Origin of the sequence: Massilia sp. (assembly GCF_046293535.1) — a bacterium.
Classification (GTDB): domain Bacteria; phylum Pseudomonadota; class Gammaproteobacteria; order Burkholderiales; family Burkholderiaceae_D; genus Telluria.
The window spans coordinates 11480-37204 of sequence record NZ_JBKBOV010000020.1 but is presented as its reverse complement, the minus strand read 5'-3'; the positions used below and the strand labels follow the sequence as shown (position 1 = coordinate 37204).

At 67.5% G+C, this 25725-nt stretch carries 21 protein-coding genes; 10 read left to right on the top strand and 11 right to left on the bottom strand.

Going from position 1 to position 25725, the window contains the following annotated elements; all coding sequences use genetic code 11:
• Positions 1-13: 13 nt before the first annotated feature.
• Together ACK4S9_RS12425 and ACK4S9_RS12420 are read right to left on the bottom strand one after the other, a co-directional pair.
• Positions 14-580, bottom strand: coding sequence for a hemerythrin domain-containing protein (locus tag ACK4S9_RS12425; protein WP_409725994.1), 567 nt, complete (start codon positions 578-580; stop codon positions 14-16).
• A gap of 122 nt (positions 581-702) precedes the next feature.
• Positions 703-1734, bottom strand: coding sequence for an NADP-dependent oxidoreductase (locus ACK4S9_RS12420; protein WP_409725992.1), 1032 nt, complete (start codon positions 1732-1734; stop codon positions 703-705).
• Positions 1735-1868: 134 nt separating this feature from the next.
• Between ACK4S9_RS12420 and ACK4S9_RS12415 the strand changes: the two genes are divergently transcribed.
• Together ACK4S9_RS12415 and ACK4S9_RS12410 are read left to right on the top strand one after the other, a co-directional pair.
• On the top strand, positions 1869-2411 hold the full coding sequence (locus ACK4S9_RS12415; protein WP_409725989.1) for a YaeQ family protein: 543 nt from the start codon (positions 1869-1871) through the stop codon (positions 2409-2411).
• Between the two features lie 40 nt (positions 2412-2451).
• Positions 2452-2901, top strand: a complete 450-nt coding sequence (locus tag ACK4S9_RS12410; RefSeq protein WP_409725987.1) for a copper chaperone PCu(A)C — start codon at positions 2452-2454, stop codon at positions 2899-2901.
• Positions 2902-2945: 44 nt separating this feature from the next.
• On the opposite strand, the gene ACK4S9_RS12405 is transcribed toward ACK4S9_RS12410, so the two are convergent.
• Positions 2946-3746 (bottom strand): head GIN domain-containing protein, encoded by an 801-nt coding sequence (locus tag ACK4S9_RS12405; RefSeq protein WP_409725985.1) that lies wholly within the window; start codon positions 3744-3746, stop codon positions 2946-2948.
• A gap of 218 nt (positions 3747-3964) precedes the next feature.
• Between ACK4S9_RS12405 and ACK4S9_RS12400 the strand changes: the two genes are divergently transcribed.
• From ACK4S9_RS12400 to ACK4S9_RS12390, 3 genes are all read left to right on the top strand, one after another.
• Entirely contained in the window at positions 3965-4438 is a 474-nt protein-coding gene (locus tag ACK4S9_RS12400) for a DMT family transporter (protein ID WP_409725983.1), read from the top strand.
• An 88-nt stretch (positions 4439-4526) separates the two neighbouring features.
• Positions 4527-6596: a putative bifunctional diguanylate cyclase/phosphodiesterase gene (locus tag ACK4S9_RS12395; protein ID WP_409725981.1), complete on the top strand. Its 2070-nt coding sequence runs from the start codon at positions 4527-4529 to the stop codon at positions 6594-6596.
• 111 nt (positions 6597-6707) lie between these two features.
• A complete protein-coding gene (locus tag ACK4S9_RS12390; RefSeq protein ID WP_409725979.1) occupies positions 6708-7829 on the top strand; it encodes a type IV pilus twitching motility protein PilT in 1122 nt (373 codons plus the stop codon).
• Positions 7830-7859: 30 nt separating this feature from the next.
• Here the strand turns inward: ACK4S9_RS12390 and ACK4S9_RS12385 are convergent, their stop codons facing one another.
• The 3 genes from ACK4S9_RS12385 to ACK4S9_RS12375 form a co-directional block, all read right to left on the bottom strand.
• Positions 7860-9089, bottom strand: a complete 1230-nt coding sequence (locus ACK4S9_RS12385) for a hypothetical protein (RefSeq protein ID WP_409725977.1) — start codon at positions 9087-9089, stop codon at positions 7860-7862.
• Between the two features lie 177 nt (positions 9090-9266).
• A complete protein-coding gene (locus ACK4S9_RS12380; protein ID WP_409725975.1) occupies positions 9267-12104 on the bottom strand; it encodes a M16 family metallopeptidase in 2838 nt (945 codons plus the stop codon).
• Positions 12105-12250: 146 nt separating this feature from the next.
• Positions 12251-13981: a S41 family peptidase gene (locus ACK4S9_RS12375; protein ID WP_409725973.1), complete on the bottom strand. Its 1731-nt coding sequence runs from the start codon at positions 13979-13981 to the stop codon at positions 12251-12253.
• A gap of 152 nt (positions 13982-14133) precedes the next feature.
• Here ACK4S9_RS12375 and ACK4S9_RS12370 point away from each other — a divergent pair, with 152 nt between their 5' ends.
• The 3 genes from ACK4S9_RS12370 (at position 14134) to ACK4S9_RS12360 (ending at position 16557) form a co-directional block, all read left to right on the top strand.
• Positions 14134-14577 (top strand): DUF2231 domain-containing protein, encoded by a 444-nt coding sequence (locus ACK4S9_RS12370; protein WP_409725971.1) that lies wholly within the window; start codon positions 14134-14136, stop codon positions 14575-14577.
• Positions 14574-15863 (top strand): PQQ-dependent sugar dehydrogenase, encoded by a 1290-nt coding sequence (locus ACK4S9_RS12365; RefSeq protein WP_409725969.1) that lies wholly within the window; start codon positions 14574-14576, stop codon positions 15861-15863. The genes ACK4S9_RS12370 and ACK4S9_RS12365 overlap by 4 nt, the downstream gene beginning before the upstream one ends.
• Before the next feature lie 124 nt (positions 15864-15987).
• Positions 15988-16557, top strand: coding sequence for a hypothetical protein (locus tag ACK4S9_RS12360; protein WP_409725967.1), 570 nt, complete (start codon positions 15988-15990; stop codon positions 16555-16557).
• A 27-nt stretch (positions 16558-16584) separates the two neighbouring features.
• On the opposite strand, the gene ACK4S9_RS12355 is transcribed toward ACK4S9_RS12360, so the two are convergent.
• Positions 16585-18537 (bottom strand): alkaline phosphatase family protein, encoded by a 1953-nt coding sequence (locus ACK4S9_RS12355; protein WP_409726079.1) that lies wholly within the window; start codon positions 18535-18537, stop codon positions 16585-16587.
• Between the two features lie 190 nt (positions 18538-18727).
• On the opposite strand from ACK4S9_RS12355, the gene ACK4S9_RS12350 reads away from it, so the two are divergent.
• Entirely contained in the window at positions 18728-19147 is a 420-nt protein-coding gene (locus ACK4S9_RS12350; protein ID WP_409725965.1) for a hypothetical protein, read from the top strand.
• Positions 19148-19152: 5 nt separating this feature from the next.
• Here the strand turns inward: ACK4S9_RS12350 and ACK4S9_RS12345 are convergent, their stop codons facing one another.
• The 4 genes from ACK4S9_RS12345 to ACK4S9_RS12330 are packed head-to-tail and all read right to left on the bottom strand — an operon-like array spanning position 19153 to position 22209.
• The gene (locus ACK4S9_RS12345; RefSeq protein WP_409725963.1) at positions 19153-20412 is read right to left on the bottom strand and encodes a c-type cytochrome; all 1260 of its coding nucleotides are present in this window, start codon (positions 20410-20412) and stop codon (positions 19153-19155) included.
• Positions 20409-21134 carry a c-type cytochrome gene (locus ACK4S9_RS12340; RefSeq protein WP_409725961.1) on the bottom strand — a complete coding sequence of 242 codons (726 nt, stop codon included), beginning with the start codon at positions 21132-21134 and terminating at the stop codon, positions 20409-20411. Before ACK4S9_RS12340 ends, ACK4S9_RS12345 begins: the two co-directional genes overlap by 4 nt.
• A gap of 56 nt (positions 21135-21190) precedes the next feature.
• Positions 21191-21832: a 3'-5' exonuclease gene (locus ACK4S9_RS12335; protein ID WP_409725959.1), complete on the bottom strand. Its 642-nt coding sequence runs from the start codon at positions 21830-21832 to the stop codon at positions 21191-21193.
• Entirely contained in the window at positions 21832-22209 is a 378-nt protein-coding gene (locus ACK4S9_RS12330) for a ProQ/FINO family protein (RefSeq protein ID WP_409726077.1), read from the bottom strand. Before ACK4S9_RS12330 ends, ACK4S9_RS12335 begins: the two co-directional genes overlap by 1 nt.
• A gap of 776 nt (positions 22210-22985) precedes the next feature.
• On the opposite strand from ACK4S9_RS12330, the gene rpoD reads away from it, so the two are divergent.
• Positions 22986-25712, top strand: coding sequence for an RNA polymerase sigma factor RpoD (gene rpoD, locus ACK4S9_RS12325; protein WP_409725957.1), 2727 nt, complete (start codon positions 22986-22988; stop codon positions 25710-25712).
• Positions 25713-25725: the final 13 nt, after the last annotated feature.

Below are 25725 nucleotides of genomic sequence, written 5' to 3'. Positions count from 1 at the left end.
GCGGCGCGGCGTGTCAGCGCGGACGCGAACGCCGTTCGCGCACACGGCCGCTCGCGCCGCCCAGCAGGCCCCGCGGCGCGATGCCGTCGATCGCGGGCGGGGCCGCGGCAAGGTCGGATTCGAGCTGGGCGCGGCGCGTGCGCAGGCGCAGGCCCAGGCCAAGCTGGTCGGCCCCGGTGCGCGCCAGCGCCGGGAACAGCTGGTTTTCCTCGAAGGCGACGTGGCGTTCGACTTCGTCGGCCAGCACCGCGACGCAGACGTCGAAGTACTCGTCGTCCGGGAACAGCGAAGCGAGCTGCAGGACGAGTTCGCGCGTGCTGTCGTGTTCCAGCGCGGCGTCCTCGAGCAGGCTGTCGTCGACCGCGCCGCGCAGCGCCGGATAGAACAGTTCGTCCTCGAGCAGCGCGTGCATGCTCAAGGCATCGCACAGTTCGTCGACCACGCGCTCGCGCTGCGCTTCTTCTTCGCGGTCGAGCATGGCGAAGGCGTGGAACAGGGCGCGCACGTGCGCATGGTCGGCGCGCAACTGGGCCAGGATGCCGCCGGGCGGCTCGGCGCTCGTCTGTGAAGTCTGAACCATGTTGTCTCCGCCGCGAAATAAGGCGCGTCAAGCCGGATTTGACGCGCCGCGCCGGAAGAAGTTCACCGAATCGTGAGGCACCTCGTTGCCGGATCAAGGAACTTCCGGGGCAGGCAGCAGATTCAGGCCTCCGCCACCTTGAGCACCAGCTTGCCGAGGTTCCTGCCTTCGAACAGCATCAGGAGCGCCTCGGGGAAGCGCTCGAAGCCTTCCACCACGTACTCGATGCTCTTGAGGCTTCCTTCCTGCATCCAGCCCGCCATGGTCGCCACGCCTTCCGGGTAGCGCGGCGCATAGTCGAACACGACCATGCCCTCCATGCGCGCGCGGTTCACCAGCAGCGCCAGGTAGTTGGCCGGGCCCTTCACCTGGCTGGTGGTGTTGTATTGCGAGATCGCGCCGCAGATGACGATACGCGCCTTCATGTTGATGCGGGCGAGGACCGCGTCCAGGATATCGCCGCCGACGTTGTCGAAGTAGACGTCCACGCCTTGCGGGCAGTGTTCCTTCAGGCCCGCGTGTACCGAGCCGGCCTTGTAGTCGATGCAGGCGTCGAAGCCGAGTTGCTCGACCACGAAGCGGCATTTTTCGGCGCCGCCGGCGATGCCCACCACGCGGCAGCCCATCTTCTTCGCCACCTGGCCGACCGTCATGCCGACCGCGCCGGCCGCGCCCGAGACCACCACGGTTTCTCCCGGCTTGGGCTGGCCCACTTCGCGCAGGCCGAAGAAGGCGGTCATGCCGGGCATGCCGAGCACGTTGAGCCAGGCCGTGGGCGGGGCGAGGCGCGGGTCGATCCGGGTGAAGGCGGCGGTCTTGTCGTCCGCCGGGCCGGACCAGTAGCGCTGCACCCCGGTGCCCCCCAGCACATGGTCGCCCACCGCGAAACGCGGCGAGCGCGACGCCACCACCACGCCCAGGCCGCCGGCCCGCATCACCTCGCCGATCGCCACCGGCCGGATATACGATTTGCCCTCGTTCATCCAGCCGCGCATGGCCGGGTCGAGCGACAGGTAGAGCACCTTGACGACGATGCCGCCCTCGAGCGGCTCGGGCACGGCTTCTTCGTGGAACTGCCAGTCTTCGTTGCGCGGCAGGCCGAGCGGGCGGGCGGCGAGCAAGAACTGCTGGTTCGGGGGGAAGGCATTGGTCATGAAGGTCTCCGCTGAAAGTTCGACAATATTGGCAACGTGACTATACCGCTTCTGGAGCGCCGCTCCTACCGGTCCCGTGCGGCGCATGCGACAATAGCGGGCTTATCGATCCCATCCAAACCCCTTCACACCCTATGGCTCTCAAGGCAACCATCTACAAGGCCGACCTGTCGATCGCCGACATGGACCGCAACTACTACGGCGACCACACCCTGACCATCGCGCGCCACCCCTCGGAAACCGACGAGCGCGTGATGATCCGGGTGCTGGCTTTCGCGCTGCACGCGGACCCGGCGCTCGTGTTCACCAAGGACCTGTTCGACGTCGAGGAACCGGCCATGTGGCAGAAGGACCTGACCGGCGCCATCCAGACCTGGATCGAGGTCGGCCAACCCGACGAGAAGCGCCTGCTGAAGGCGGCGGGCCGCTCGGAGAAGGTGCTCGTGTACAGCTACAGCGCGACCAGCGACATCTGGTTCAAGGGCCTGGCCAATAAGATCGGCCGGGCCAGGAACGTCGCGGTGGTGAACATTCCGAACGAGGCCAGCGTCGGGCTCGAGAAGATGGCCAAGCGCAACATGCAGCTGCAGTGCACGATCCAGGACGGCCAGGTGTGGCTGACCGACGGCGTCGACACGGTGCTGGTCGAGCGCGAATACCTGCGCGGCGGCGCATGAAGCTATAATTCCCCGTTCACTTCATTTTACTTTCTTCGCCATGAAACGCAGCTTCCTCGCCCTCCTTGCCGGCAGCCTGTTGTCGGTCTCCGCGTTTGCCCAGGTGAGCGTGTCCGAACCCTGGATCCGCGCCACCGTGCCGGCCCAGAAGGTGACCGGCGCCTTCATGCGCCTGCAGTCGGCCGCGCCCGCGCGCCTGGTCGGCGTGCAGAGCGAGGTCGCCGGCCGCGCCGAGCTGCACGAGATGGCGATGGAAGGCCAGACCATGCGCATGCGCCGCGTGGAAGCGATCGAGCTGCCCGCCGGCAAGCCCGTCAACCTGGCCAGCGGCGGCTACCACATCATGCTGATGGACCTGAAGCGCCAGGTGAAGGAAGGGGAGAGCGTCGAGCTGACCCTGCAGGTACAGGATGCGGCGGGCAAGCGCCAGGACGTGAAGGTGAACGTGCCGGTGCGCCCCCTGGCGCACAGCGCCCACGCCGGGCATTGATGTTCCCGGCCGGCCGGCATGGCCGGCCGACCGGCGCCAAGGGATCAGCGCGGCGCCGCGGCGATCCGGCGCGCATCCCCCGAGCCCACGATCGACTTGCTGACGCGCGGATCGCCGTAGTAATTGACGTCGCCCGAGCCGGCGATGGTCATGCTCAGCTCGTGGCGCGCCCACACCGTCGCTTCTCCCGAACCCGCCACGCTGATGCTGGCGTTGTCGGCCTGCACCCGGCCCATGTCCACCGTGCCCGAGCCGCCGATCGATACCGACAACTTGCGCGCCTGGCCGGCACCGGCCTTGAAGTCGCCGCTGCCGCCCAGCGTGACCGAGACCGCATCGCTGTCCAGCTGGCGCACATTGATTTCGCCGGAGCCGCCCAGGTCGATGTTCAGGCGCGGCGCGCGCAGCACGTCGGCATCCACCGAGCCCGAGCCGCCCAGCGCCAGGCGCTCGATCTGGCGTGCGTTGACGACGATCTTCAGGTTTTTGGTGCGCAGGTTCAGGTTGCGCTTGGCCGGGCGGATCTTCAGGGTGCCGTTCTCCACCACGGTCTCGACCAGGGGCAGCAGGTTGTCGTCGGTTTCGATCGTGACGCCTTCGCTGTCGCCCATGCGCAGCTCGAGCTTGCCCGGCACTTCGAGGGCCAGTCCGGTGAAATGCGAGACCTGGCGGGCCTGGCGCTTGATGCTGCCGTTGCCCTCGACGCGCTCGCCGCCGAAGGCCCAGCTGGCGGCGACGGACGGGGCGGCCGTGGTGGCCAGGCCTGCGGCGAGGGCGGCGGCCACCAGGGTGGAAAGCATTGCGGCGCGCAGGGCGCCGGCCGGGCGGGAAGAGGTCTTGCTCATGCTTGTCTCCTGTTGAAGCGTTGGTCGATGCCCTCATCCTAGGCAATGGCCGGGCCCGGCGCATGCCGGATGCGACGAATTGCACGGTCCCGCGTCCAGAATGCGCCTGGCCGGGACAGGCCGCCGCGCACGATGCAGCGTGCATGACTATCACGAACGCCGGGATTGCACTAGAATCGTGCGCTTTTTGCCCCGGTTCGCATCCGGTGGAGGGAGCAATGAACCTGATTTTCCTGTTGATGGCCTTCTGCGTCGGCATGGCCATGTCGATCCAGGCGGCCGTGAATACCCAGCTGGCCGCATCGATCGGCGCCAACTCGGTGGTCGCCGCCCTGGTTTCCTTTGCCTGCGGCACCATCGTGCTTGCCGGGGTCGCGCTCTCGCGCGGCGGTCTGGGGCCCACCTTCGCGTCCCTGGCGGGCCAGCCGCTCTGGAAGTTCGCGGGCGGCTTCCTGGGCGCGGCTTTCGTGTTCGGCACGGTGTTCCTGGCGCCGCGCATCGGCCTGTTGAGCCTGATCGTGCTGGTGATCGCCGGCCAGTTGATCACCTCGATGGCGATCGACCACTTCGGGCTGATCAACATGGCGATGCGCAAGGTGTCGGGCGTGCGGGTGCTGGGCGCGTGCATCGTCGCGCTGGGCGTCGCCGTGACCCTGTTTGGCGATCGCATCCTGGCCGGCCTGCGCCACTAGGAAGCCCGCGCACACGCCGGATTCCCTTGCTGGCGTATTGACGCCGACAGCGTAAGATAGGCGCTTGGCCGTCACACAGGGGAGCGTCATGTTCGCAAGCAAGGGCCTTGACCGGCGGAAGGTCGGACACCCGTACGCCCTCACGCTGCTCCTCGTGGCGCTGTGCGCAGTCATCCAGTACCGGGGACGCCACCTGTTCGGCCAGCGTGCCCCGCTCGACTTGCTGTACCTGCCGGTCATGGCCAGCGCCATCCTGGGCGGATGGCGGCCCGCGCTGCTGGCGTCGGTGTCGGCGCTGCTGCTGTCCCCCTTGCTGGTGGCGCCGGAATTCACCCTGATCGTCGCGCGTCCGGAGGATGTGGGCGCCATCCTGGTGCTGGGCATGGTCTGCCTGTTTACCTGCGGCATGGCCGCCGTGCTGGAACGTTCCGAGCGCAAGGCGCACGCCTACCTGTCCGACCTGCAGGGTAGGGAACACACCCTGCGCGCCCTGCTCGGGGCCTCGGTCCACGCCATCCTCGGCATCGGCCAGGACGGCAGGATCCAGTTCGCCAGCGCCTCGGTGGCGCGCCTGTTCGACTTCGCGCCGCAGGAACTGATCGGCCAGTCCTACGAGGTGCTGGTCGTAAACGGCCTGCGCCAGCTCAGGGGCGGCGGCCTCGACAACCTGTTCGAGGCCGCCCCGGCGGGACCGGTCGGCGAGATCCAGGATATCGAATGCCGCCGCAGGGACGGCAGCCTGTTCCCGGCCGAAGCCAGCCTGGCGCTGGCCGACGTGCCGGGTGGGCGGCTGGTGGTCAGCCATATCGCCGACATCAGCGAACGGCGCGAAGCGGAGCGGCGGGTGCTGCATGCGGCCCGCCACGATCCGCTCACCGGCCTGCCGAACCGGGCGCTGGTCTACGAGCTGGGCGCGCAGCTGCTGGCCTCGGCCAAGCGCCACGGCGACCGGATCGCCATCCTGTTCTTCGACCTCGACCGCTTCAAGCCGATCAACGACACCTACGGGCACACGATCGGCGACCGCATGCTGCAGCAGGTCGGGCAGCGCCTGAAGTCCAACCTGCGCGGCAACGACCTGGTCGGCCGGCTGGGCGGCGACGAATTCGTCGCCATCCTCGCCGACATCCGTACCGACGACGCGGTGCTGCACATGGCCACCCAGCTGCTGCATGCGCTGCGCGAACCCTACCGGATCGACACGCTCGACCTCAAGACCTCGCCCAGCATCGGCATCAGCATCTATCCGGAAGACGGCGACGAGCTCGACACGCTGATCCGCCATGCCGATGCCGCCATGTACCATGCCAAGAATGCCGGCCGCAACCGCTGCCAGTTCTTCACCCAGGAGATCTACCTGCATGCGCGCCAGACCTTCGACCTCGAACAGCGCCTGCGCCACAGCATCGCCGACAGCGACTTCGAGCTGGTCTACCAACCCTTCATCGACCTGGTGCACCGGCGTTTCGTCGGCGTGGAGGCGCTGCTGCGCTGGCGCAACGGCGCCACCTCGCCCGGCGCGCAGGAGCGCTTCATCGCCGCCGCCGAGCGCACCGGCCTGATCACCGTGCTGGGCGACTGGGTGCTGCAGGAGGCCTGCCGCCAACACGAAAAATGGCGCAACCTGGGGTTGCCGGCCATCCGCATGGCCGTGAACGTCTCGGCGGTGCAATTCCGCGAGAAGAACTTCAGCGAGCGCGCCGCCGCCATCATCCGCCGCAGCGGCATCAATCCGTCCTGCATCGAGTTCGAGGTGACCGAGAGCGCCGTGATGAACGACGTGGAAGATGCCGCGAAGATGCTGGAACGGCTCAAGAATGACGGCGTCAGCATCGCGCTGGACGATTTCGGCACCGGCTATTCCAGCCTGAGCTACCTGTCCCAGTTCCCGATCAACAAGCTGAAGATCGACAAGTCCTTCATCCACAACATCGATACCGACCCGCGCTCGCTGGCCATCGCCGAGACCGTCATCGCGCTCGGCAAGAAGCTGGGCATGACCGTGATCGCCGAAGGCATCGAATCGCAGGCCGGCATCAAGCTGCTGGCGGACATCGGCTGCGACCTGGGGCAGGGCTTCTTCATCAGCAAGCCGGTGCGGCCGGACAAGCTGGTCGACTGGTATTACCAGGCGCAATACAAGCACCTGTTCGCCTAGCGTTGCAAGCTGGTAGCACACGGAACATTTTTATTTCAGATTTGCAATCTTTCGGATAAGCATGGTTCTATAATGGTCGGCACTGTTTAACTTTTACCATGTGCCGGCCCGATGGAATACCACCAGTCCTCGCAGATACCCACCCTGTCCTACATCGAGAACGAAGACCATCCGGTCTTCGGTACCCTGGTCGAGCAGATCCTGCACCTGCTGAATTCGCGCCTGGTGTTCTCGGACATCATCATTCACCAGAACAGTCCGCTGATGCTGCGCCAGCCCAAGGGCCTGGTGGCGGTGACGGATTCGCCCATCACCAAGGAAGAGCTGGAGGAGTTCTTCGACGTCATCGAGCCGAACTGGGCCGAGCGCATCGCGGTGCGCGCCTTCGATCGCTCGATCGACCTGCACACGGCGCGCATCCGCGCCAACTGCTTCAGCTTCCAGGGCAAGAAGCGCCTGGGCTGCGTGATCCGGCGCTTCCCCAAGGAGCCGCTGGCGCTGTCGGAGCTTGGCCTGTGGCCGCACGAGCAGGAGTTCGCCCGTTTGAATAGCGGTCTCGTGTTGATCATCGGCGATACCTGCCAGGGCAAATCGACCACGATCGCCTCGATGATCGACGAGATCAACAAGCAGCGCTCGGGCCACATCATCACCATCGAAGACCCGGTCGAGACCCTGATCCCGCAGCGCAAGTGCATCATCACCCAGCGCGAAGTGGGCGAGGACGCCGACGTGGCCAGCTACTACCTGGGCGCGCTGGACGCCCTGCGCGAACGGCCGGACGTGATCGTGATCGGCGAGATCCGCGACGCCGAGACGGCGCAGGAAGCCCTGGCCCTGGCCGAATCCGGTCCGCTGGTGCTGGCCACCCTGCATGCGCGCTCCACCGAACTGGGCCTGCAGAAGATGCTGCGCCTGCTCGGCAATTCGGAAGCCCAGGCCCAGGCCCTGGCGCACGCCCTGCGCGGCGTGCTGTGCCAGGCCCTGCTGCCGTCGAGGGAGGGCAACCGCTACCACCTGGCCACCGAATGCCTCACGCCCAGCGCGGCCGTGGTGCGGATGCTGGAAACCGGCGACGTCGGGGCGATCCGCGCCCACATGAACACCGGGCGCGATCCGGGCTGCCACACCATGAATGCATCGCTCGAAGGGCTGCTGGCCTCGCACAAGGTGCGGGTGGAGGATGCGCGCAATGCCACTACCGACCGGGTGGGCTTCGCGGACATGGTGTAGCGGGCACACCGGGCAATACTGGCCAGGCTGTCAGTCGGCCCGGGGTTGCGTGCTCGCGGCTCCTTGCCGGACCTCCTTCCCGGCGTGCTCGACCATGTGGGGCGAATACGGTTCTCCGGTCTGCTCGGTCAGGCGCATCATTGTCCGCCACAGCTGCGCCGTATCGAGCCCGGTTGCATGAAACTGCCTGAAACCGCAGGCGTAGATGCCGTCATAGGAGTCGAAGCTGCCGCCTTCATCGGTACAGCGCTTCAGGCTGCGCGCGACGAACGCAGCGCCGTCGGCCGCGGTCCACACCTGCGTCTTCAGGAGTGCGTCATGCGCCATCGCCTCGGCGCCGCCCTCATGCACCCAGGGCGCTTCCTCGCCCACGCCGCCGCGCGCCACCTGCTGTTGCCACACGTGGGCCATCTCATGCGCCACCTGCTGCGCGATGTAGGCGCGTTTGGCTGGGTGATCGGCCAGGAACTGTTCGCCGCCGAGACGGTAGGCGATCTGGGAGCCGACCGCGCCCCCCTTCATCGACAGGCCGGGTGCGCTACGGTCGCCCATCGTCACCATCATGACGAGCGGCGGGGTCGGCACCCGCCCGTAGGCCTGTCCGTAATAGCGCGAGATTCTTGCCGTGGTATCGAGCATTGCCTCCTTCACCCATGCCGGAACGGCTGGGTCGAAGATGGCGCTGGCCGCGCCCGCCGGAGTCGGCTGCCGCGCGCCGAAATAGGCATAGGCGCCAGGCGCCCCTGTACGCGGCTGCGGCGGCGCGAGCGCCGTCTCGCCGGGGCGGCCGGCCAGCACGATGTGGGTGGTCAATGGCCGGCTGCCTGCGCCGGATGCGACCGCGCCGCCGAGAAAGCCCAGGTAGAACAGGCGCCCGCCGTCCGAGAAGCGGTCGACGGCGATATATGCCTTTGGGATTGCGACGTCGTAGCTCTTGATCTCCACGCTGAATCGCTGGAATGGCCGCCCGCCCATCGACACGACGTCGGTGTTGGTCGCCGCATCGTTCGCAAGCACGATTCCTGGCGAAAGAATCGTCCACGCATCGCGCCGGAAATCGCCGGCCGCATCCATCGTCAGCGCGCTCACAGGGGCCGAAAACACGTAATCGGCGCGCCAGGTGTCGTCGGCGACGCGGGACAGCCGGATATCAGCCGATATGTCAGCCAATCTTGCGGCTGATACCGGGAACGGCTGCTGCGCCGCCGCCGCGACGTGCCAGAATACGCCGATCAGTGCGAAGCAGCGGAGCTGGTTCATGTGGGTTTCCCTGGAGAGGATGGGGTAGGTACTGCGTGACGATCCGTGCAAGACTAGCGAAAATCCATGGTCGAAAATGCGCGGATTTCCACTCCGCGCAAGACAAGCTTCCTGATACTGCAGGGCGGCGGCGATGGGGCGCTGCGCTTGCGGCCAAGCCGACCACCCTGCACGAGCTTAACGCGGGATCAGCACCGGCTCGTCGAAGCCGAGCTCCTTCATGCGCGGCAGCTGGGTCTTGGCGTCGCCGACCACCAGCCACACCATCTTGGACGGATCCAGGTACTTCTGCGCCAGGCTTTGCACCTGCGGCAGCGTCATCGACTTGACGATGCGCTCGCGTTCCTTGACGTAGTCGGCGCGCCAGCCGTACTTGCTGATGTTGTCGAGCATGTCGAGCTTGGCGGCCGCGGTTTCGAAGGCACGCGCATTGCTCTTGACCAGGAAGTTCCTGGTGGTCTCCAGGTCGGCTGCCGAATAGGTCGGCGCGTAGTCCTGCAGGATCTGCTTGACCAGTTGGGCCGACTCGAGCGTGACATTGCTGCGCACGCCGCTGGCGATGATGAAGGGGCCGGCGCTCTTGCTGCCGGCGAAGCTCGAGCGGATGCCGTAGGTGTAGCCCTTGCCTTCACGCAGTTCCTGGGTCAGGCGCGAGGCGAAGCCGCCGCCGCCCAGGATGTAGTTGGCCACGCTCGCCGGGTAGTAGTCCGGATCGGTCGCCGCCAGCGCGCGGTAGCCGATGTGCAGCACCGACTGCTTGGCGTCCGGCACGTCGACGAAATAGACCTTTCCGCCGGCCTGGGTGCTCCCTGCGCCCGGCGCCGGCAGCGCCACCGGCTTGGCCTTCCACGCGCGGCCCAGCACCGCCAGGGGGCGCGCCACGGCGTCCTTCGGCAGGGCCCCGATCACGTGCATGCGCGCGTTCGAGGGCGACAGCTTGGCCTGGTAGTAGGCCTTCAGGTCTTCGATGGTGATGGCGTTCACGCTCGCGCTCGTGCCGAGGATGTTGCGCGAACGGATGTCGTCCTTGCCGTAGATGAGCTTGTTGAAATTGCTGCTCGCCAGCGCGTTCGGGTCGGCTTCCTGCTGGCGGATCTGGCTCAGCACGCTTTGCTTGACGAGGGCGAATTCCTTCTCGTCCCAGCGCGGCTCGAGCAGGATCTCCTGCACCAGTGCCACCGTCGCCGCGTAGTTGCGGGCCAGGGTGGTGACGCTGACGCGCACGTCTTCAGGACGGGCGAAGACGTTGATGCTCGCGCCCAGCTGCTGGATCGCTTCTTCCAGTTCCTGCGGGGTCCTGCGCGCGGTGCCCTGCGTCATCATGCGCGCCATCAGGTTGGCCACGCCCACCTTGTCGGGATCGTCGAGCAGCAGGCCACCGTCGATCGCGATGTCGAACTGCACCAGCGGCACTTCCTTGTTCTCGATGCCGTAGACGCGCATGCCGTTGGCCAGCTTGCTGTCCCAGACTTGCGGCACCTTCACGCTCGGGGCCGCGCCGTAGGGCGGTTCCTTGCTGCGGTCAAAACTGGACGGGGTGCGGGTGTACTCGGCGTTCTCGCTCGGGTCGACCGCGCCCTCGGCGCCCTGCACGACCTGTTCCTCGACCACGTCGGCCTTGCTGGAGCCGCTCAGGGCCAGTTCCAGCTTGCCTTTCGGGACGAAGCTGGTGGCGACATAGGGCTTGCCCTTGATATAGGTGTCGTACACGCGGCGCACGTCGGCGCTGGTGACGGCCAGGGTCTTGCGCACGCTTTCCTCGACATAGCCCGGGTTGCCGGTCAGGTAGTTGTACTCGGCCAGCAGGGCGGACTTGCCGAGCACGCTGGATACCGAGTTGTAGAAGCGGGTCTCGAGGCCGGCCTTGATGCGGTTCAGGTCGCGCTCGGAAATGCCTTCGCGTTCGAACTTGGCGAAGGCCCGTTCCACCGCGCCGGCCACCTGGTCCAGGGGCTTGCCCTCGAAGGCGCGCACGCGCAGCATGAACTGGCCCGCCAGTTCGCCGGTCTGGTTGCTCGACTGGACGCTCGGGGCCAGCTTGGCGTCTTCCACCACCACCTGGTAGAAAGGCGCGCGCTTGGTCTGCGACAGGTATTCGGCCAGCACTTCGAGCGCGTACGAATCCGGATGCAGGTCTTCCACTGTCGGCCAGGCCATGGTCAGCTCGGGCAGCTTGGCGAAGTTGTCTTCGTGGGCCAGCTTGACGGTCTGCTTGACCACGCCGGGACGCTTGGCCATGGCCTCGACCGGCGCGCCGCGCTTGATCTCGGAAAAATACTTCTCGACCCATTTGCGCGCCTGGGCAGGATCGAAGTCGCCCGCGATCACCAGGGTCACGTTGTTCGGCACGTACCACAGGCGGAAGAATTCCTTGACGTCGTCGAGGGTGGCGTTCTGCAGGTCGTCGAGCGAACCGATGACCTGCCAGTTGTACGGGTGATCAAGCGGGTACAGGGCCTTGTTGATCACGTAGCGGGTGTGGCCGTAGGGCGCGTTGTCCACGCCCTGGCGCTTCTCGTTCTTGACGACCTGCTTTTCCTTGGCCAGCACCGGATCGGTGACGGTGTTGATGAACCAGCCCAGCTTGTCCGCCTCGGCCCAGATCATCTTTTCCAGCGCATCCTTGGGCACCGTCTGCAGGTAGTTGGTGCGGTCCTGCGAGGTCGAGCCGTTGGCGCCGGAGCCGCCGATGCGCGCGCTCATCTTGTCCAGGCCGCCCTTGCCGAGGTTTTCCGATTCCAGGAACAGCAGGTGCTCGAACAGGTGGGCAAAGCCGGTGCGGCCGGCCTTTTCACGGGCCGAGCCCACGTGCGCCGTCAGGTTCACGGCCACCACCGGATCGGAGCGGTCGATGTGGAAGATCACGTCCAGGCCGTTGGGCAAAGTGAACTTCTGGTAGTCCACCTTCAGGCCGGCCGCCTGGCTGGCAACGGCCGGCTTGGCGGCCTGTGCGGGGAGCATGGCGCTCGAGGCGAAGCACGCGGCCAGCAGGAGGGGCAGGGGAGACATCTTCATGCAATCGGATCCTTACAATAGAGAACGGCACGCGGCCACTTTCTGGATGGTATTGTAATTTCCTGATTGCTACAATCACTGCTACCCTTTGGCGGGCATCGGCAGGTACGATTGCAGGCTTGCCTTCATGCTGGGGATGCCCTCGCTCAGTCGCGCCGGATTTCCGCGACGGCCGCTTCCAGCACCTCGTCGCGGCCGGCGCGGATGCCTTCGATCGTCGGCTTCACGTCGATATCGGGAACGATGCCGATCCGCTGGGTGGGGCGCTTGTCCGGATAGAAGACGCCGATGCCGCTGATCATGGTGCGCAAGCCGCCCGGCAGGGGGATCCAGGACGCGTTGCCGTCGGCGCCCGCCGTGGTGCTGCCGATGACTTTGGCGCGCGGCCCGGCGCGCAAGGCCATGGCCGTGTATTCGGACTGGCTCTGGGAAATGTCGTCGACCAGGATCATCAGCTTGCCGGTGTAGCGCGCCGCCTGCGGATACAGCGACAGTTCCTTGCCCCATCTGAAGCCGCCCGGATTACTCAGGTCGCCGACCGTGAAGCGCACGAATGGGGTCGGCTTGTCGACGAAATACTGGCCCAGGGCGAAGGGTACGAAATCCGACGGGTAGTTGCGGATGTCGACGATCAGGCCCCGGGTATGCGCCGCGCGCGCCATGTAGCCCGGGATGTCGGCGCTCTTGATGGACGAGAGCTTGAGGTAGGCGACGTCCTCGCCGAGCAGCTGGAAGGTTTCGCCCGCCCGGTCGTTGGTGGTGGGGAGCTTCAGGTCCTTGCGCGGCACCCGCGCGAGGCGCATCTCGCGCAGCGCACCGCCTTGCCGCGCCGCGAGCTGCACCGGGCCGCACTCGCCCTTGGTCAGGACCGCCGCCATGTCGCGCAGGCGGGTCGGTTCGTTGGACGCCGCGAAGTACGGTTTCCAGGACTGCAGCAGGGTGTCGACGGGAAGTCCGCCGATCGATTCGATGGTGTCGCCGGTCTTCAGCCCCGTTGCCGCGGCGGCGTCCTCGCCCAGGTAGGCGCTGACCGTGGCGCGCCCTTCGACGAAGCGGACCCGGACCGGAAGCTGGCACTGCCCCCGTGGAGGCCGCACGTGGAGCGAGCTCCACAGGTTGGTATGGGTATCGTGGATGCGCGCGACCAGCGCGAGCATCGCCAGTTCATGGCTGGCGCGATCCTGTGCCAGCGCCACCGGCGCAATCGACTCGCGCAATACCTTGTCCCAATCCTCGTCGATCCGGTCGCGGTAGGGCGCCCAGTATTCGACGATGTTCCAGAGCCGGAACAGGGAAAGGAGCTGGAAGCCGGCGTCCGGGAAGCGCAGCTCCTTGTATTCAAGCTCCCGGTCGAAGACCGGATTCTGGACGCCGGGCGCGAGCCGGACGTAGTGCTGCGTGCCGGGGCTGCGATTGCGGTGGATCCGGTGCAGATCCTCGCGCAGCGCCGGGCCCAGCAGGCGGGTGTCGTCCAGCCACTTCAGGTTCGGCAGCAGTTGATAGGCTTGCCGGTCCAGGCTCGCGCAGGGATTGCAATCGGCAACCGGGCCGAGCGTGCCGATCCAGCGTTGCAGCAGGGCCTGCGCCTCGTCGCGGGAGCCTGCCGCCAGGATCGCGGGAAGGACGCCCAGCAGATCGAGGTCCCACTGGCGCGCGCCGCTGGTCACCGCGGGATGGTGATACTTCAGGAAGCCCCACACCCTGGCGGTCAGTGCGAGGCTCTCCACCTGCAGCGCGCTCAGGGCCTGCAGCTTGATCCGGGAACCGGTGTCGAGGTCGTGCTCGCTCATGGCGGCAGGGGGATCGGCCTGGACAAGCGCCACCGGCGCCGTGAATAGCGTGCAAAGGAAGGCGCTGCGTACCAGGTTTTTCAGCATGAGACCGGCTCTCCTTCTGGTGGGATCGTGTGCGTCGACGCTACCAGAACAAGGCCCCGGGAAAGTCGCGGATTGTCACAAGGCTCAACAATGCGCCATGCGCTTTGCATTATCGCTAAGATCGGGCCAATCCAACCCACGAAGGATCCGCCATGTCTTCTCAAGCCACGGTCGATACGACCTACCGGAGCCCGCCGGGCCTGTTGCATACCGTCCTGCTTGCCGGCGCCGTCCCCCTGTTCCTCGGCGCCTTGCTGAGCGATATCGCGTATTACCAGACCTACCAGATCCAGTGGAGCAATTTCGCCTCCTGGCTGATCGCCGGCGCGCTCCTGCTCTCCGGGATCGCCCTCCTGTTCGCGCTCGTGTCGCTGCTCACTGCCAAGCGCAAGGCCGGGCGTCCGACGCTCTACTTCCTGGTCCTGCTGGCGACCTGGGTGCTCGGACTGATCAATGCCTTCATCCATGCCAAGGACGCCTGGGCCACGATGCCGTCCGGCCTGGTCATGTCGATCGTCGTCACCGTGCTCAGCTGCGCCGCCGCGTGGCTGGGGCTCGGTTCACAGCGCGGTGCGCGTGCGGGAGGTGTGCAATGAAACGCTCCTCTACCCTGGCATGCCTGGGCGTGGCGCTGCTGCTGGGCGCCTGCAGCAAGGAAGGCGGCGAGTTGGCCTACGGCGCGGATCCGCGCCTGCCCGCGCCGGAACGCGGCTTGTTGCCCGACATGAAGATCGCCGAGCCTACGGAATGGGGCAAGCAGAAGCCGACGGTCCCGCAGGGCTTCACCGTTAGCGCGATCGCCACCGACCTGCGGATTCCGCGCCAGACCCTGGTGCTGCCCAACGGCGACATCCTGGTGGCGGAAGGGCGGGGCGGCAACGCGGCCAAGCTCAAGCCCAAGGACGTGATCGCCAGCTATATCAAGGCCAAGGGCAATACCTCGGTCAAGGGCGGCAATCGCCTGACCCTGCTGCGCGATGCCGATGGCGACGGCGTGTACGAACTCAAGACCGTGTTCGCCGACAAGCTCAACGCCCCGTATGGGCTGGCCTTCTTCGACAACAAGCTCTACGTCGCCAACCAGGACGAACTGGTGCGCTTCGACTATACCGAGGGCCAGACCCAGGCCGCCGGCCCGCCGGTCAGCGTCGCCAAGCTGCCTTCCGAGATCAACCACCACTGGACCAAGGCGCTCACGATCAGCCCCGACGGGCGCTTCCTGTACGTGGGCATCGGCTCGAACAGCAACATCACCGAACGCGGCATGGAAGCCGAAGTCGACCGTGCCATGGTGTGGCAGGTCGATGCCGCGACGGGCGCGCACAAGCCGTATGCGACCGGCCTGCGCAACCCCACCGCCCTGGCGATCCAGCCCGGCAGCGGACAGCTGTGGGCGGTGGTCAACGAACGCGACGAGATCGGGCCCGACCTGGTGCCGGACTACCTGACCTCGGTGCGCGAGGGCGCTTTCTATGGCTGGCCCTACAGCTACTGGGGCCAGAACGTCGACACCCGGGTCAAGCCGGGCGACCCGGAGAAGGTCGCCGCCGCCGTCAAGCCCGACTACAGCCTGGGCGCGCACGTCGCCGCGCTCGGCCTGGCGTTCTCGCTGCCGGCGATGGGCCAGGCCTATGCCGACGGCGTCTTCGTGGGCGAGCACGGCAGCTGGAACCGCGCCGATCCGGTCGGCTACAAGGTGATCTTCGTGCCGTTCAGTAACGGACGTCCATCCGGCAAGCCGATCGAGTTCGTGACGGGCTTTCGCGACGCCGACGGCAAGACCCGCGGGCGGCCGGTCGGCGTCACCGTCGATCCGCGCGGAGCGCTGATCGTCGCGGACGACCTGGCCAATACCGTGTGGCGGGTGGTGCCGAACCGGTAGCCGGCCGCGCGCAGCCTGCCGCTTGCCCATGTCGCGTTTCATGCGGCATGGGTGAGCGGAGTACCGATGTCTACGGATACAATGCAGGCCCTTGCCGCAACCCGGATTCCCGCCGCCAGACATCATGCCTCACCCGAAACAGAGCGTCGTCAAGCAGCTCGGCCATGTCGGCATCACGGTCATCGCCTTTCTCGGCCTGAACTGGATCAACGAGCTCCTGTTCATCGGGTTCGAGCATAGCAGCGGGGTCAACTGGATATTTCTTCCGGCCGGCATCCGTCTGCTGGCCACGCTCCTGTTCGGCTTCGCCGGCTTCGTCGGCCTGCTGCTGGCGGGTTTCTACCTCAACTTCCAGCATTTCGCCTTCGCGGACGAGGCGCGCGCCGTGTATGGCGCCATCGCCGGCGCGGGCGGCCCGTATCTTGCCTATCTGTTCGCCAAGCACTGGTTCGACCTGGGGCCGCGCCTCAGGAACCTGACTGCCGGACGGCTCCTGTTTACCGGGCTCTTATGCGGAGTCATGAGTCCCGCCTTGCACCATGCGTTCATGTGGGCCCAGACCGGCATGGTGGACTGGACCGCGCTCACGGCGATGGTCGCCGGCGATATCGCCGGTATCCTGGCCGTGCTGTATATCGCCAAGGGAGCGATCAGCCTGACCGATCCGCGCGATGTGGAGTCGCAGCTCGATTGACGACGCGTGGCCGCCGCCACGCATGCGTCAAGGCATTCCCGAAGCCTGTCCGGCAGCCGGCCCGGGGGATGCATCCTGGCCCGGCGCCAGGAACCGGGTCGCGGGCCCGCCGTCCGCATTGTGCTGCAGGATGCGCAGCGGCCGCCCTTGCGCGTCGAGCCACACCTGGCCGATCCCGGCGCCGTTCCAGACGCGCTCGCCATGCTGGCGCCGGTCGGGCAGGTAGGGCGTGAGGGCAAGGTCGCGGCGCTGGGTGAACCAGTTCAGCGGCGAGCGCGGCGCGTACAGCCAGCGATTGAGGCGGTCGAGCCAGTCGAGCAGGCGGCGCGGGAATTCGTTCTTGATGCCGCTGCTGGTGATCTGCCAGACATGCGGCGCGCGCTCCGGCTCGTGCACTTCGCGCAGTTCTATATCGTAGGCGAACGAATAGTGCACGTCGCCCGACAGGACCACGTAATTGCCGGGGGTGCGTGAATGGCGGAAGATGTTCAGCATGCTGCTGGCCGCGCCGCGGTGCGCCATCCAGTTCTCGGCGTCGACGGTCAGGGCCGCACCCAGAAAGGTGGCGACCCCTTGCACCACCTCGATCAGCTTGACCCCGAACATGGGCGTCGGCGAGACGATGACGGCGGCCGTTTCGTCGAGCAGTTCGTGCTGCAGCTCGGTCAGCGATTCCCAATCCATCAGGCCGGAGGGATGGCCGGGCCGGCGCCGGTTGCGCCAGCGCCGGGTGCGGGTGTCGAGCACGATGATCGTGGGCGTCGTGCGCAGCACGAAGTCCCACTGGCGGAACGCCAGCAGGCGTCGAATCAACGCGTCCTGCCGTGGCGCGTCCAGCCGCCCGTCTAGCTCGGCCGTGGCGGCCAGCAGGTCCATCTCGTCCAGCGCCGCCGCGAACACCTCGGGGCGGTTGCCCCAGCCCTGGCACAGCATGTAGGCGATCAGCGCATTGCCCACGATGCGGCGCGAGAACGGGTGCCCGTAGGCGGTGGCCTCCCACTTGGCCGACAGGTTCCAGTCGTCGGTGATGTCGTGGTCGTCGAAGATCATCAGGGTCTGTACGTGCGCCAGCAGCCGCGCGGCCTGCGGCAGGTCGCGCCGGAAGCCCTCCAGCCGGCTCGACTCGCGCCGCCAGCGCTCGGCATGCCTGGGCGCGAGCGGGGGCGCGGGCGCATCGGCCACCAGTTCCCACGGCACGGGCGACCAGACCAGCAGGTACATGGCCACCACCTCGGCCAGCGTGACCAGGTGGTTGTGCGCATTGGCCGTGGTGAAGATGGGCTTTTCCTTGCCGCCGAAGAAGCGGTCGCGCAGGGCGTCGTTGGACTTGAACGCGGGCAGCAGTTCTTCGCGCCGGTAGTAGCCGGCCGGGTGGCGGTACAAGGCTTCGCTGTCTTCCACCACCGCGCCTTCCAGCGATTCGCCATACAGGCCCAGGCGCCGGATCAGCGCGTGGATCGCCGCCAGCGTCGGCCCCGCCACGTCGTCGGCATATACCTGGTCGCCGCACAGCATGAGCATGGCGGGCCGCTGGTCGGCCCGGCCGAGCTGCCCGGCCAGCACGGCGTCGGCGCGCGCCAGGCCGTCGCGGGCCGGATGGTGCGGCTTGCGGCAGGAGCCGAACAGGATATTGTCGCTGCGGCTGCGCAGCACCAGGTTCGGCCGCGCCCTGCCTTCGTGCACCAGGTGCGGCGCCCACTGCGCGATCCCGGCTTGCCGGCCGTCGCCCTGCGTGAGGAGCAGGTCGTACTCGATCAGCGTGTCCTGCGGCAGCGGCTCGGGCAGCGCGACGTCGATCAGGTGCACGCAGGCGTGGCGGCCGACGCGTATCACCCGGCAGCGGCCTGCATCGAGCGCCAGGCGGCGGGGCGCGCCGCCGGCCGGCGCCAGCACCAGGCTCAGCGCGAGCGGCGCGCTGCCGACCAGCCATAGCACCAGGCGGCCCGGCTCGAGGCGGCGCAGGATGGGACCGGCAAGCACGGGCGGCAGGTCGTCGGGGGAAGGGATCTGGGTCAATCAGGTGCACATGCTGGTTGAAGAACGGACCAGTGTAGCAGACGCGCAGGGCGGCTCGGGCACGCGAACGGGGCCTGCCCGCGCCAAGCGTGCGCGCCTGGCGCGGGCAGGCGCTTCATACTGCCTCCTTCCGACTACGCGCACAGGATTTGCCATGGCAACAGTCAAACTGGACGAACTCGAAGGCGCCGCCATGATGGTGGAAGACGGCGGCGGTACGGTCACGGCCCTGGTGTCGCGCGACACCGGCATGATCCACCTTCTCAACGACGAGTACATGGACGAGGAGGCGCCGACGCCATCGGCCTCCGGCGACGAGGGCGCTTATGTCGCGGTGCCGCCGGCGGGCACGCTCGGCATCGGAGACGGACTCGTGCTTCGCTTCGCCGCCGCCCACCTGGCCGGGGACCAGGACACGGTCCGCGACCTGTTCCGCGACCGCGATACCGAGGGCTTCGCCCGCCTGCTGGAAGCGCGCGGCGCGGGCGAGGCCTGGGAACGCTTTCACGCGCAAGCCACCCGCGGCGCCCTGCAGAGCTGGTGCGACGCGAACGGCCTGCAACTGGCCGACTGAGCTCCCTAGTCCAGCGGCACGCTGCGGTAACGGTTGACGTCCGGCGCCGACACCGGCGCGGCCGCATTGCCCCAGCTGGCGCGCACGTAGCTCAGCACGGCGGCCACCTGGGCATCGTCCAGCTCGTGGCTGTAGGGCGGCATGCCGTAGGGGCGCGGATTGCCGGCGGTGCCGGGCGGGAAGCCGCCGTGCAGCACCATCCGGATCGCGTTCACGGCCGGGGTGAGCGTCACCGCGCGGTTGCCGGCCAGCGGCGGATAGGCCGGGGCCTTGCCCTTGCCGTCCGCGCCATGGCAATCCATGCAGTACTTGCCGTACAGGCGGCGGCCCTCGGCCAGCAGCGGCTCGCTCGGCCGCTCGCCGCTGTCCCCGGGCGCCTTGTCGGTGGCGGGCAGCGACTTCAGGTAGGTCGCCATCGCGCCCAGGTCGGCGCCGTTCAGGTGCTGCAGGCTGCGTGCCACCACTTCGGCCATCGGCCCGGTGGCCGTGCCGCGCGGCGACACGCCGGTGCCGAGCAGGGCGACGATGTGGTCCTGATCCCAGTCGCCCAGGCCGGCTTCGCCGCTGGCGGTGAGCGAGGGGGCGTACCAGCCGATGGTCGGAATCAGGCCGCCCGAGAGCGTGCCGCCGCTTGCCCCGAGCCGGTTGCGGGTGCTGTGGCAGGCGCTGCAGTGCCCGAGGCCCTCGACCAGGTAGGCGCCGCGGTTCCACTCGGCGCCGCGCGCCGGCTGCGGCGTGAACACGGCCGGGCGGAAGTACAGCAGGCGCCATCCCGCCAGCAAGGCTTGCTGGTCGTAGGGGAAGTCCAGTTCGTGCGGCTGGTTCGGCCGGCGCTGCGGCGCCAGGCTGCGGAAGTAGGCGTACATGGCGTCCGAATCGGTACGCGAGACCCGGGTGTAGTTGGTGTACGGGAAGGCCGGGTAGAGCAGGCGGCCGTCGCGCGACTTGCCGTTGTGCAGGGCGTTCCAGAAGTCGTCGGCGCTCCAATGGCCGATGCCGGTCTCAGGGTCCGGCGTGAGGTTGGGGCCGTACAGGCGGCCGAAGGGCGTATCGAGCGCCCGCCCGCCCGCGTATTCCGGACCGCCGCGCGCCGTATGGCAGGCCACGCAGTCGCCGGCGCGCGCGAGATAGGCGCCGCGCGCGATGTTCTCGGGCGTGCCGGCCCAGGCGGCGGGCGAGGTCGAGGGGACGAATTCTTCGCGCGGCCAGGCCAGCGCCACGACGGCGGCGGCGAGCGCCGCGATTACCAGGACAAAGCGTCTCATGGCGCCTCCGGGGCGCTGCCGCAGGCCAGCGGCAGCGGACGGGCGATCGAGCTCGCGGGGCGCGGGTCGGCGGGGACGGGCTGGGCCGCGAGCCAGTGCGAGACGGCGTTCACGTCCTCCAGCGACATCCTGGCGGTGATCTCGGCCATGCAGTCCGGCGCATGGGCGCGGCGCGCCTGGTTGCGCCAGGCGCCGAACTGCGCATTCACGTAGTCGCGCGGCAGGCCGAGCAGGCCGGGAATGGTGGGCTCGACGCCGGTCAGGCGCTGGCCGTGACAGGCGACGCAGGCCGGCAGTTGGCGCGCGCTGTCGCCCTGCATCACCAACTGGCGTCCGCGCTCGAGCAGCCGGGCCGGCGCGCCGCCGGGACTGGCGGCATGCGCCGCGGGCGCTTGGGCCGCGAAATGGCCGGCGATCTCGCGCAGGTAGGCGTCGGGCAGGTGGTCCACCAGGTAGGTCATGAGCGGGTACTGGCGCCGGCCTTCGCGGAAGTTGAGCAACTGGTTGTACAGGTAGCCGGCCGGCTTGCCGCTGATGCGTGGGAAGTAGCTGTCGTTCACCGGATTGCCGCGCGCATCGACGCGCGCATGGCAGGAGGCGCAGGCGAGCAGGCGCTGGGCCAGGGTGTCCGGCACCTGGACGGGCGGGCTGGCCTGCGGCGCGGCCTGGAGCGCGCTCGCGGACAGGGTCAGGACTGCGAACAGCATGCGGCGTCGATTCATGGGCGAACTCGGCAGTAGCAATGCCGGCATGATAACGCGGAAGGGGCTGTTGTAGGTCAGGAAGCGCGCCGCGGCGGCGGCCTGGTGTCGTCGGCGGGCGGATTGGCGAGCCAGTGGCGGTACAGGCGCAGCGCCACGTGGGCGTCGTCGGCCGCGTACAGCAGCTGCTTTTCGCTCAGCTGAGGCAGGGCCCAGTTGGTGGTGGTGATGCGGCGCGATTTCTGCAGGCGCTGCCCGAAGAAGCGCGCCACCGCGGTCTTGGCGCCGAGCGTGTTGCGCTCGCCGCGCCGGCGCATGGCGGTGGCCAGGTCCAGCACCTTTTGCGCCTCGATGCCGAGCTTGCTGCGCAGGCGTTTCAGGTCGTCGCCCAGCCCGAAGCCGACCTTCAGGATGCTGCTTGATTCGAGCACGGGCTTGAGCACTGCCAGCGCGGTCTGCGCGCTGGCGGCGCTGCCGATCTGGAACAGATAGGCGGTCGTGTCGGTGGCCAGTTGCACCAGGTGCGGCCCGGTCGAGACCTCGCCCTTGGCGAAGGTGGGCTTGGATTCGGTGTCGAAGCCGATCACGTCGGCCTGCGACAGCGCCGCCAGCGCGGCGGCCGCCTCGACGGGCGTGCGCACGATGCGCACGTCCGCCAGGCGAATGCCTTCGTAGGGCGGCAGCAGCTCGTCGGGATCTGCGACGCTCGGCCCGGCCATCAGTTGCGCGAGAACTTGGCCGCGAGGGCGTTGAGCTTTTCCTGGCGCTGGCGGTTCGCCTCTTCGGCGGCGGCAGCGTCGCGCTCGGCCTTCTTGCGCTCGGCTTCCTTCTTGAAGCGTTCCTGCAATAGTTCCTTGGCGTGCTGGCGGTGGGTATCCGTGACCTCGGCGCCCGGGCTGCCGTCGAGGTTGTAGCGAAGCTTGGCCTTTTCCATGGCGCGCAGGTAGCGCATCGAGCCGGTGTGGATGCCGAGCGCGGCGCGCATGGCCTTGCGGTTCAGGTCGGGCATCTGCGCCAGCAGTTGCTTGTCGATGCCGATCGCCAGCGGCAGGCAGTCGCGGAAGGCCGGAAATTGCTGCTGCAGTTGCTTGAGCAGGGCGCGGGCCGAAGGGGCCGACGGGGCGGCCTGGGCCGGGGCGGCGCTGGCGGCGGCAGGTGCTGCTGCGCCGAGGGCGTCGCCGGCGGCGCCGTCCTGGGCGGAAGCCGGGGTGGACGTGTCCACGGATGGCGTATCCGGCGTGTCAGGCGTGGCAGGAGCGGTGGTGTCGACGGTCTCGGCAGCGGTAGTGGTATTCATTGACTTCATTGTAAGAACGGGAAAACGAAGGATAGCACGGCGCCCGACTGCCAGTGCGGGCCGTATTGTACTTGTTCCATTAATCTTGAGAATTTGATTGAAGATTCGATGCGGGCAGGCGGGCGTGCTGGCGTGAAATCGTGTATGATCCGCCCCTTGCCTTGCGCACGGCTTGCGCCGTCGCAGATGGTCCGAAGGACCGGCGAAGCACCTGTGACATATTCAGTTTGGTGATACCCATTATGGGATATTTCAATTGTCACCAATTCTTGCAATACGGCATAATATCGTCTTCCTTCTGTTCTGCCCTGAACATGAGATGCAAGCCCGTTTCATCCGACGGGCTTTTTTTCGTTCCGACATGTACACCGTGATTTTAAAGACCGTTCACTTCCCGCCCGCCCGCCGCCACTCCTCCAGGAGGGCAGGCCGCTCCGGGGAGAACGTGCTTGAAGTCCGCGTGTCCGCCCTCAGCTAGGGCCATCCCGCTTCCAAACCCACACCGGACCCGACCGAGGGTCCCGCCGACATTGATTCGCAGGCAGCCGCATGCCTCGACTGGAGAGAGTTTTACTATGAAAAACACCGCCAAGACACTGACACTGACCGCCAAGAAAGCGCCCGCCAAGGCTACGGCACAGCTGGCAGTGCCGAAAACCGCGACCTCCTACTTCCTCGAGACGGAAGCGGCGGCCAAGGTGACGGTGGTGAAGACCCGCTCGCGCCTGGCCTCGGCCAAGGCCGCGCTGGAAGCGCAGCAGTCCCCGGCCGAACTGGAAGCCGCGGCGAACGAGGCCGTGCTGGACGCGCCGCAAGCCCTCGAGCCGGCGCTCGAGACCGCTGCCGAGGCTGCCGCGCCTGTGCAAGCGGCGGCCGAAGCCGTGATCGCGGCCGAACCGGCGGTCTTCGAGGACTACACGGCCGCGGTGCCGAACAGCGCCGCGACCGTGGTCGTGCGCAAGCGCGGCTCGAAGCTGGCCGCGCTGAAAGCCGCCGCTGCCGAAGCCCCGCAGGCCGAGGCCGCGTCCGCCCCGGCGGCTGAGGCGCCGGCGCCCGCCGCGCCGGCCGCGCCAGCCGTGGAGGAAGCCCAGGCCGCGCCGAAAGTCGTGCGCACCCGCACCCGCCGTACCGATGCCAACGCACTGCCGGCGCCGGCCGTGCCGGCGAGCGCCGTGGGCGCCGTCAGCGCCACCACCGATGCCGCCGCGCTGGCCGCGATCGATACCTCGGGCTACCTGCTGCCGCAGGTGAAGGTCCCGGGCCGCCGCGGCCGCAAGCCGAGCGAGTTCGTGCCGGAGAACGACGAAGTCGCGGCACTGAACGCGGTCGAGCGCGCCGAAATGAAGGCCGCCTCCAAGCTGCGCGAGCGCAAGGCCAAGGGCCTGGCCGGCATGCTGGGCGGCGACGGCGGCTTCTCGGAAGCGGAACTGGAAAAGCGCCGCCAGCAGATCAAGAACCTGATCAACATGGGCAAGGAGCGCGGCTACCTGACCCATGCCCAGATCAACGACCAGCTGCCGGAAAACATCGTCGATCCGGAAGCGATCGAAGGCATCATCGCGACCTTCAACGACATGGGCATCGCCATCTACGAGCGCGCCCCGGAAGCCGAAATGATGCTGCTGTCGGATAACGTGCCGACCGCGACCAGCGACGACGAAGTGGAGGCCGCGGCCGCCACCGCGCTGTCGACCGTCGACTCCGACTTCGGCCGCACCACCGACCCGGTGCGCATGTACATGCGCGAGATGGGCGCGGTGTCGCTGCTCACCCGCGAAGGCGAGATCGAAATCGCCAAGCGCATCGAGGAAGGCCTGAAGGACATGGTGCAGGCGATCTCGGCCTGCCCGACCACGATCTCGGAAATCATCGCGCTGTCGCACAAGATCGCCAGCGACGAGATGAAGATCGACGACGTGGTGGACGGCTTCGTCGACCTGAACGCAATTTCCACACCTGCGCCGGCCCCGGCCGCCGCCCCCTCGCGCGCCGGCGACGACGAGGATGAAGAAGAGGTCGAAGTCGAGGAAGAGGAAGAAGAGGGCTCCGCCGGCGGCGGCGCGGCCGGCTACTCGACCGAGCAGCTGGCGCAGCTGCGCAAGAGCGCGCTGGAGAAGTTCGCCCTGATCGAGAAGCAGTTCGACCGCATGGGCCACGCCTTCAAGACCACCGGCTATGGTTCGGACGAGTACGAAGAAGCCCAGGCCATCATCTCGAACGAGCTGCTGGGTATCCGCTTCACCGCCAAGATCGTCGAGAAGCTGTGCGACACCCTGCGCGGCCAGATGGACGAAGTACGCTCGATCGAGCGCGCCGTGCTGGACATCTGCGTGAACCGCTGCGGCATGCCGCGCGCCCACTTCATCAAGGTCTTCCCGGGCAACGAGACCGACCTCGCATGGGGCGACCGCGAAGTCGACTGCGCCTACCCGTACAGCGCGGTGCTGAGCCGTAACCTGCCGGCGATCAAGGAGCTGCAGCAGCGCATGATCGACCTGCAGGCGCGCGTGGCGCTGCCGCTGGCCGACCTGCGCCGCATCAACAAGCAGATGGCGGCCGGCGAGAAGCGCGCCCGCCAGGCCAAGCGCGAAATGACCGTGGCCAACCTGCGCCTGGTGATCTCGATCGCCAAGAAATACATCAACCGCGGCCTGCAATTCCTCGACCTGATCCAGGAAGGCAACATCGGCCTGCTCAAGGCCGTGGACAAGTTCGAGTACCGCCGCGGCTATAAATTCTCGACCTACGCGACCTGGTGGATCCGCCAGGCGATCACGCGCTCGATCGCGGACATGGCCCGTACCATCCGCGTGCCGGTGCACATGATCGAGACGATCAACAAGATGAACCGCATCTCGCGCCAGATCATGCAGGAAACCGGCAGCGAGCCGGACCTGCCGACCCTGGCGGCCAAGATGGAAATGCCGGAGAACAAGGTTCGCGAGATCATGAAGATCGCGAAGGAACCGATTTCGATGGAAACCCCGATGGGCGAGGACGGCGATTCGCAACTGGGCGACTTCATCGAGGACAACACCACCCTGGCGCCGCTGGACGCCGCGCTGCACGCCTCGATGCGCAACGTGATCAAGGAAGTGCTGGACTCGCTGACCCCGCGCGAAGCCAAGGTGCTGCGCATGCGCTACGGCGTCGAGATGTCGAACGACCACACGCTGGAAGAAGTGGGCAAGCAGTTCGACGTCACCCGCGAGCGTATCCGCCAGATCGAAGCCAAGGCGATGAGCAAGCTGCGCCAGCCGTCGCGTTCGGACAAGCTCAAGACCTTCCTGCACAACCAGTAATTTTTACCGTTTG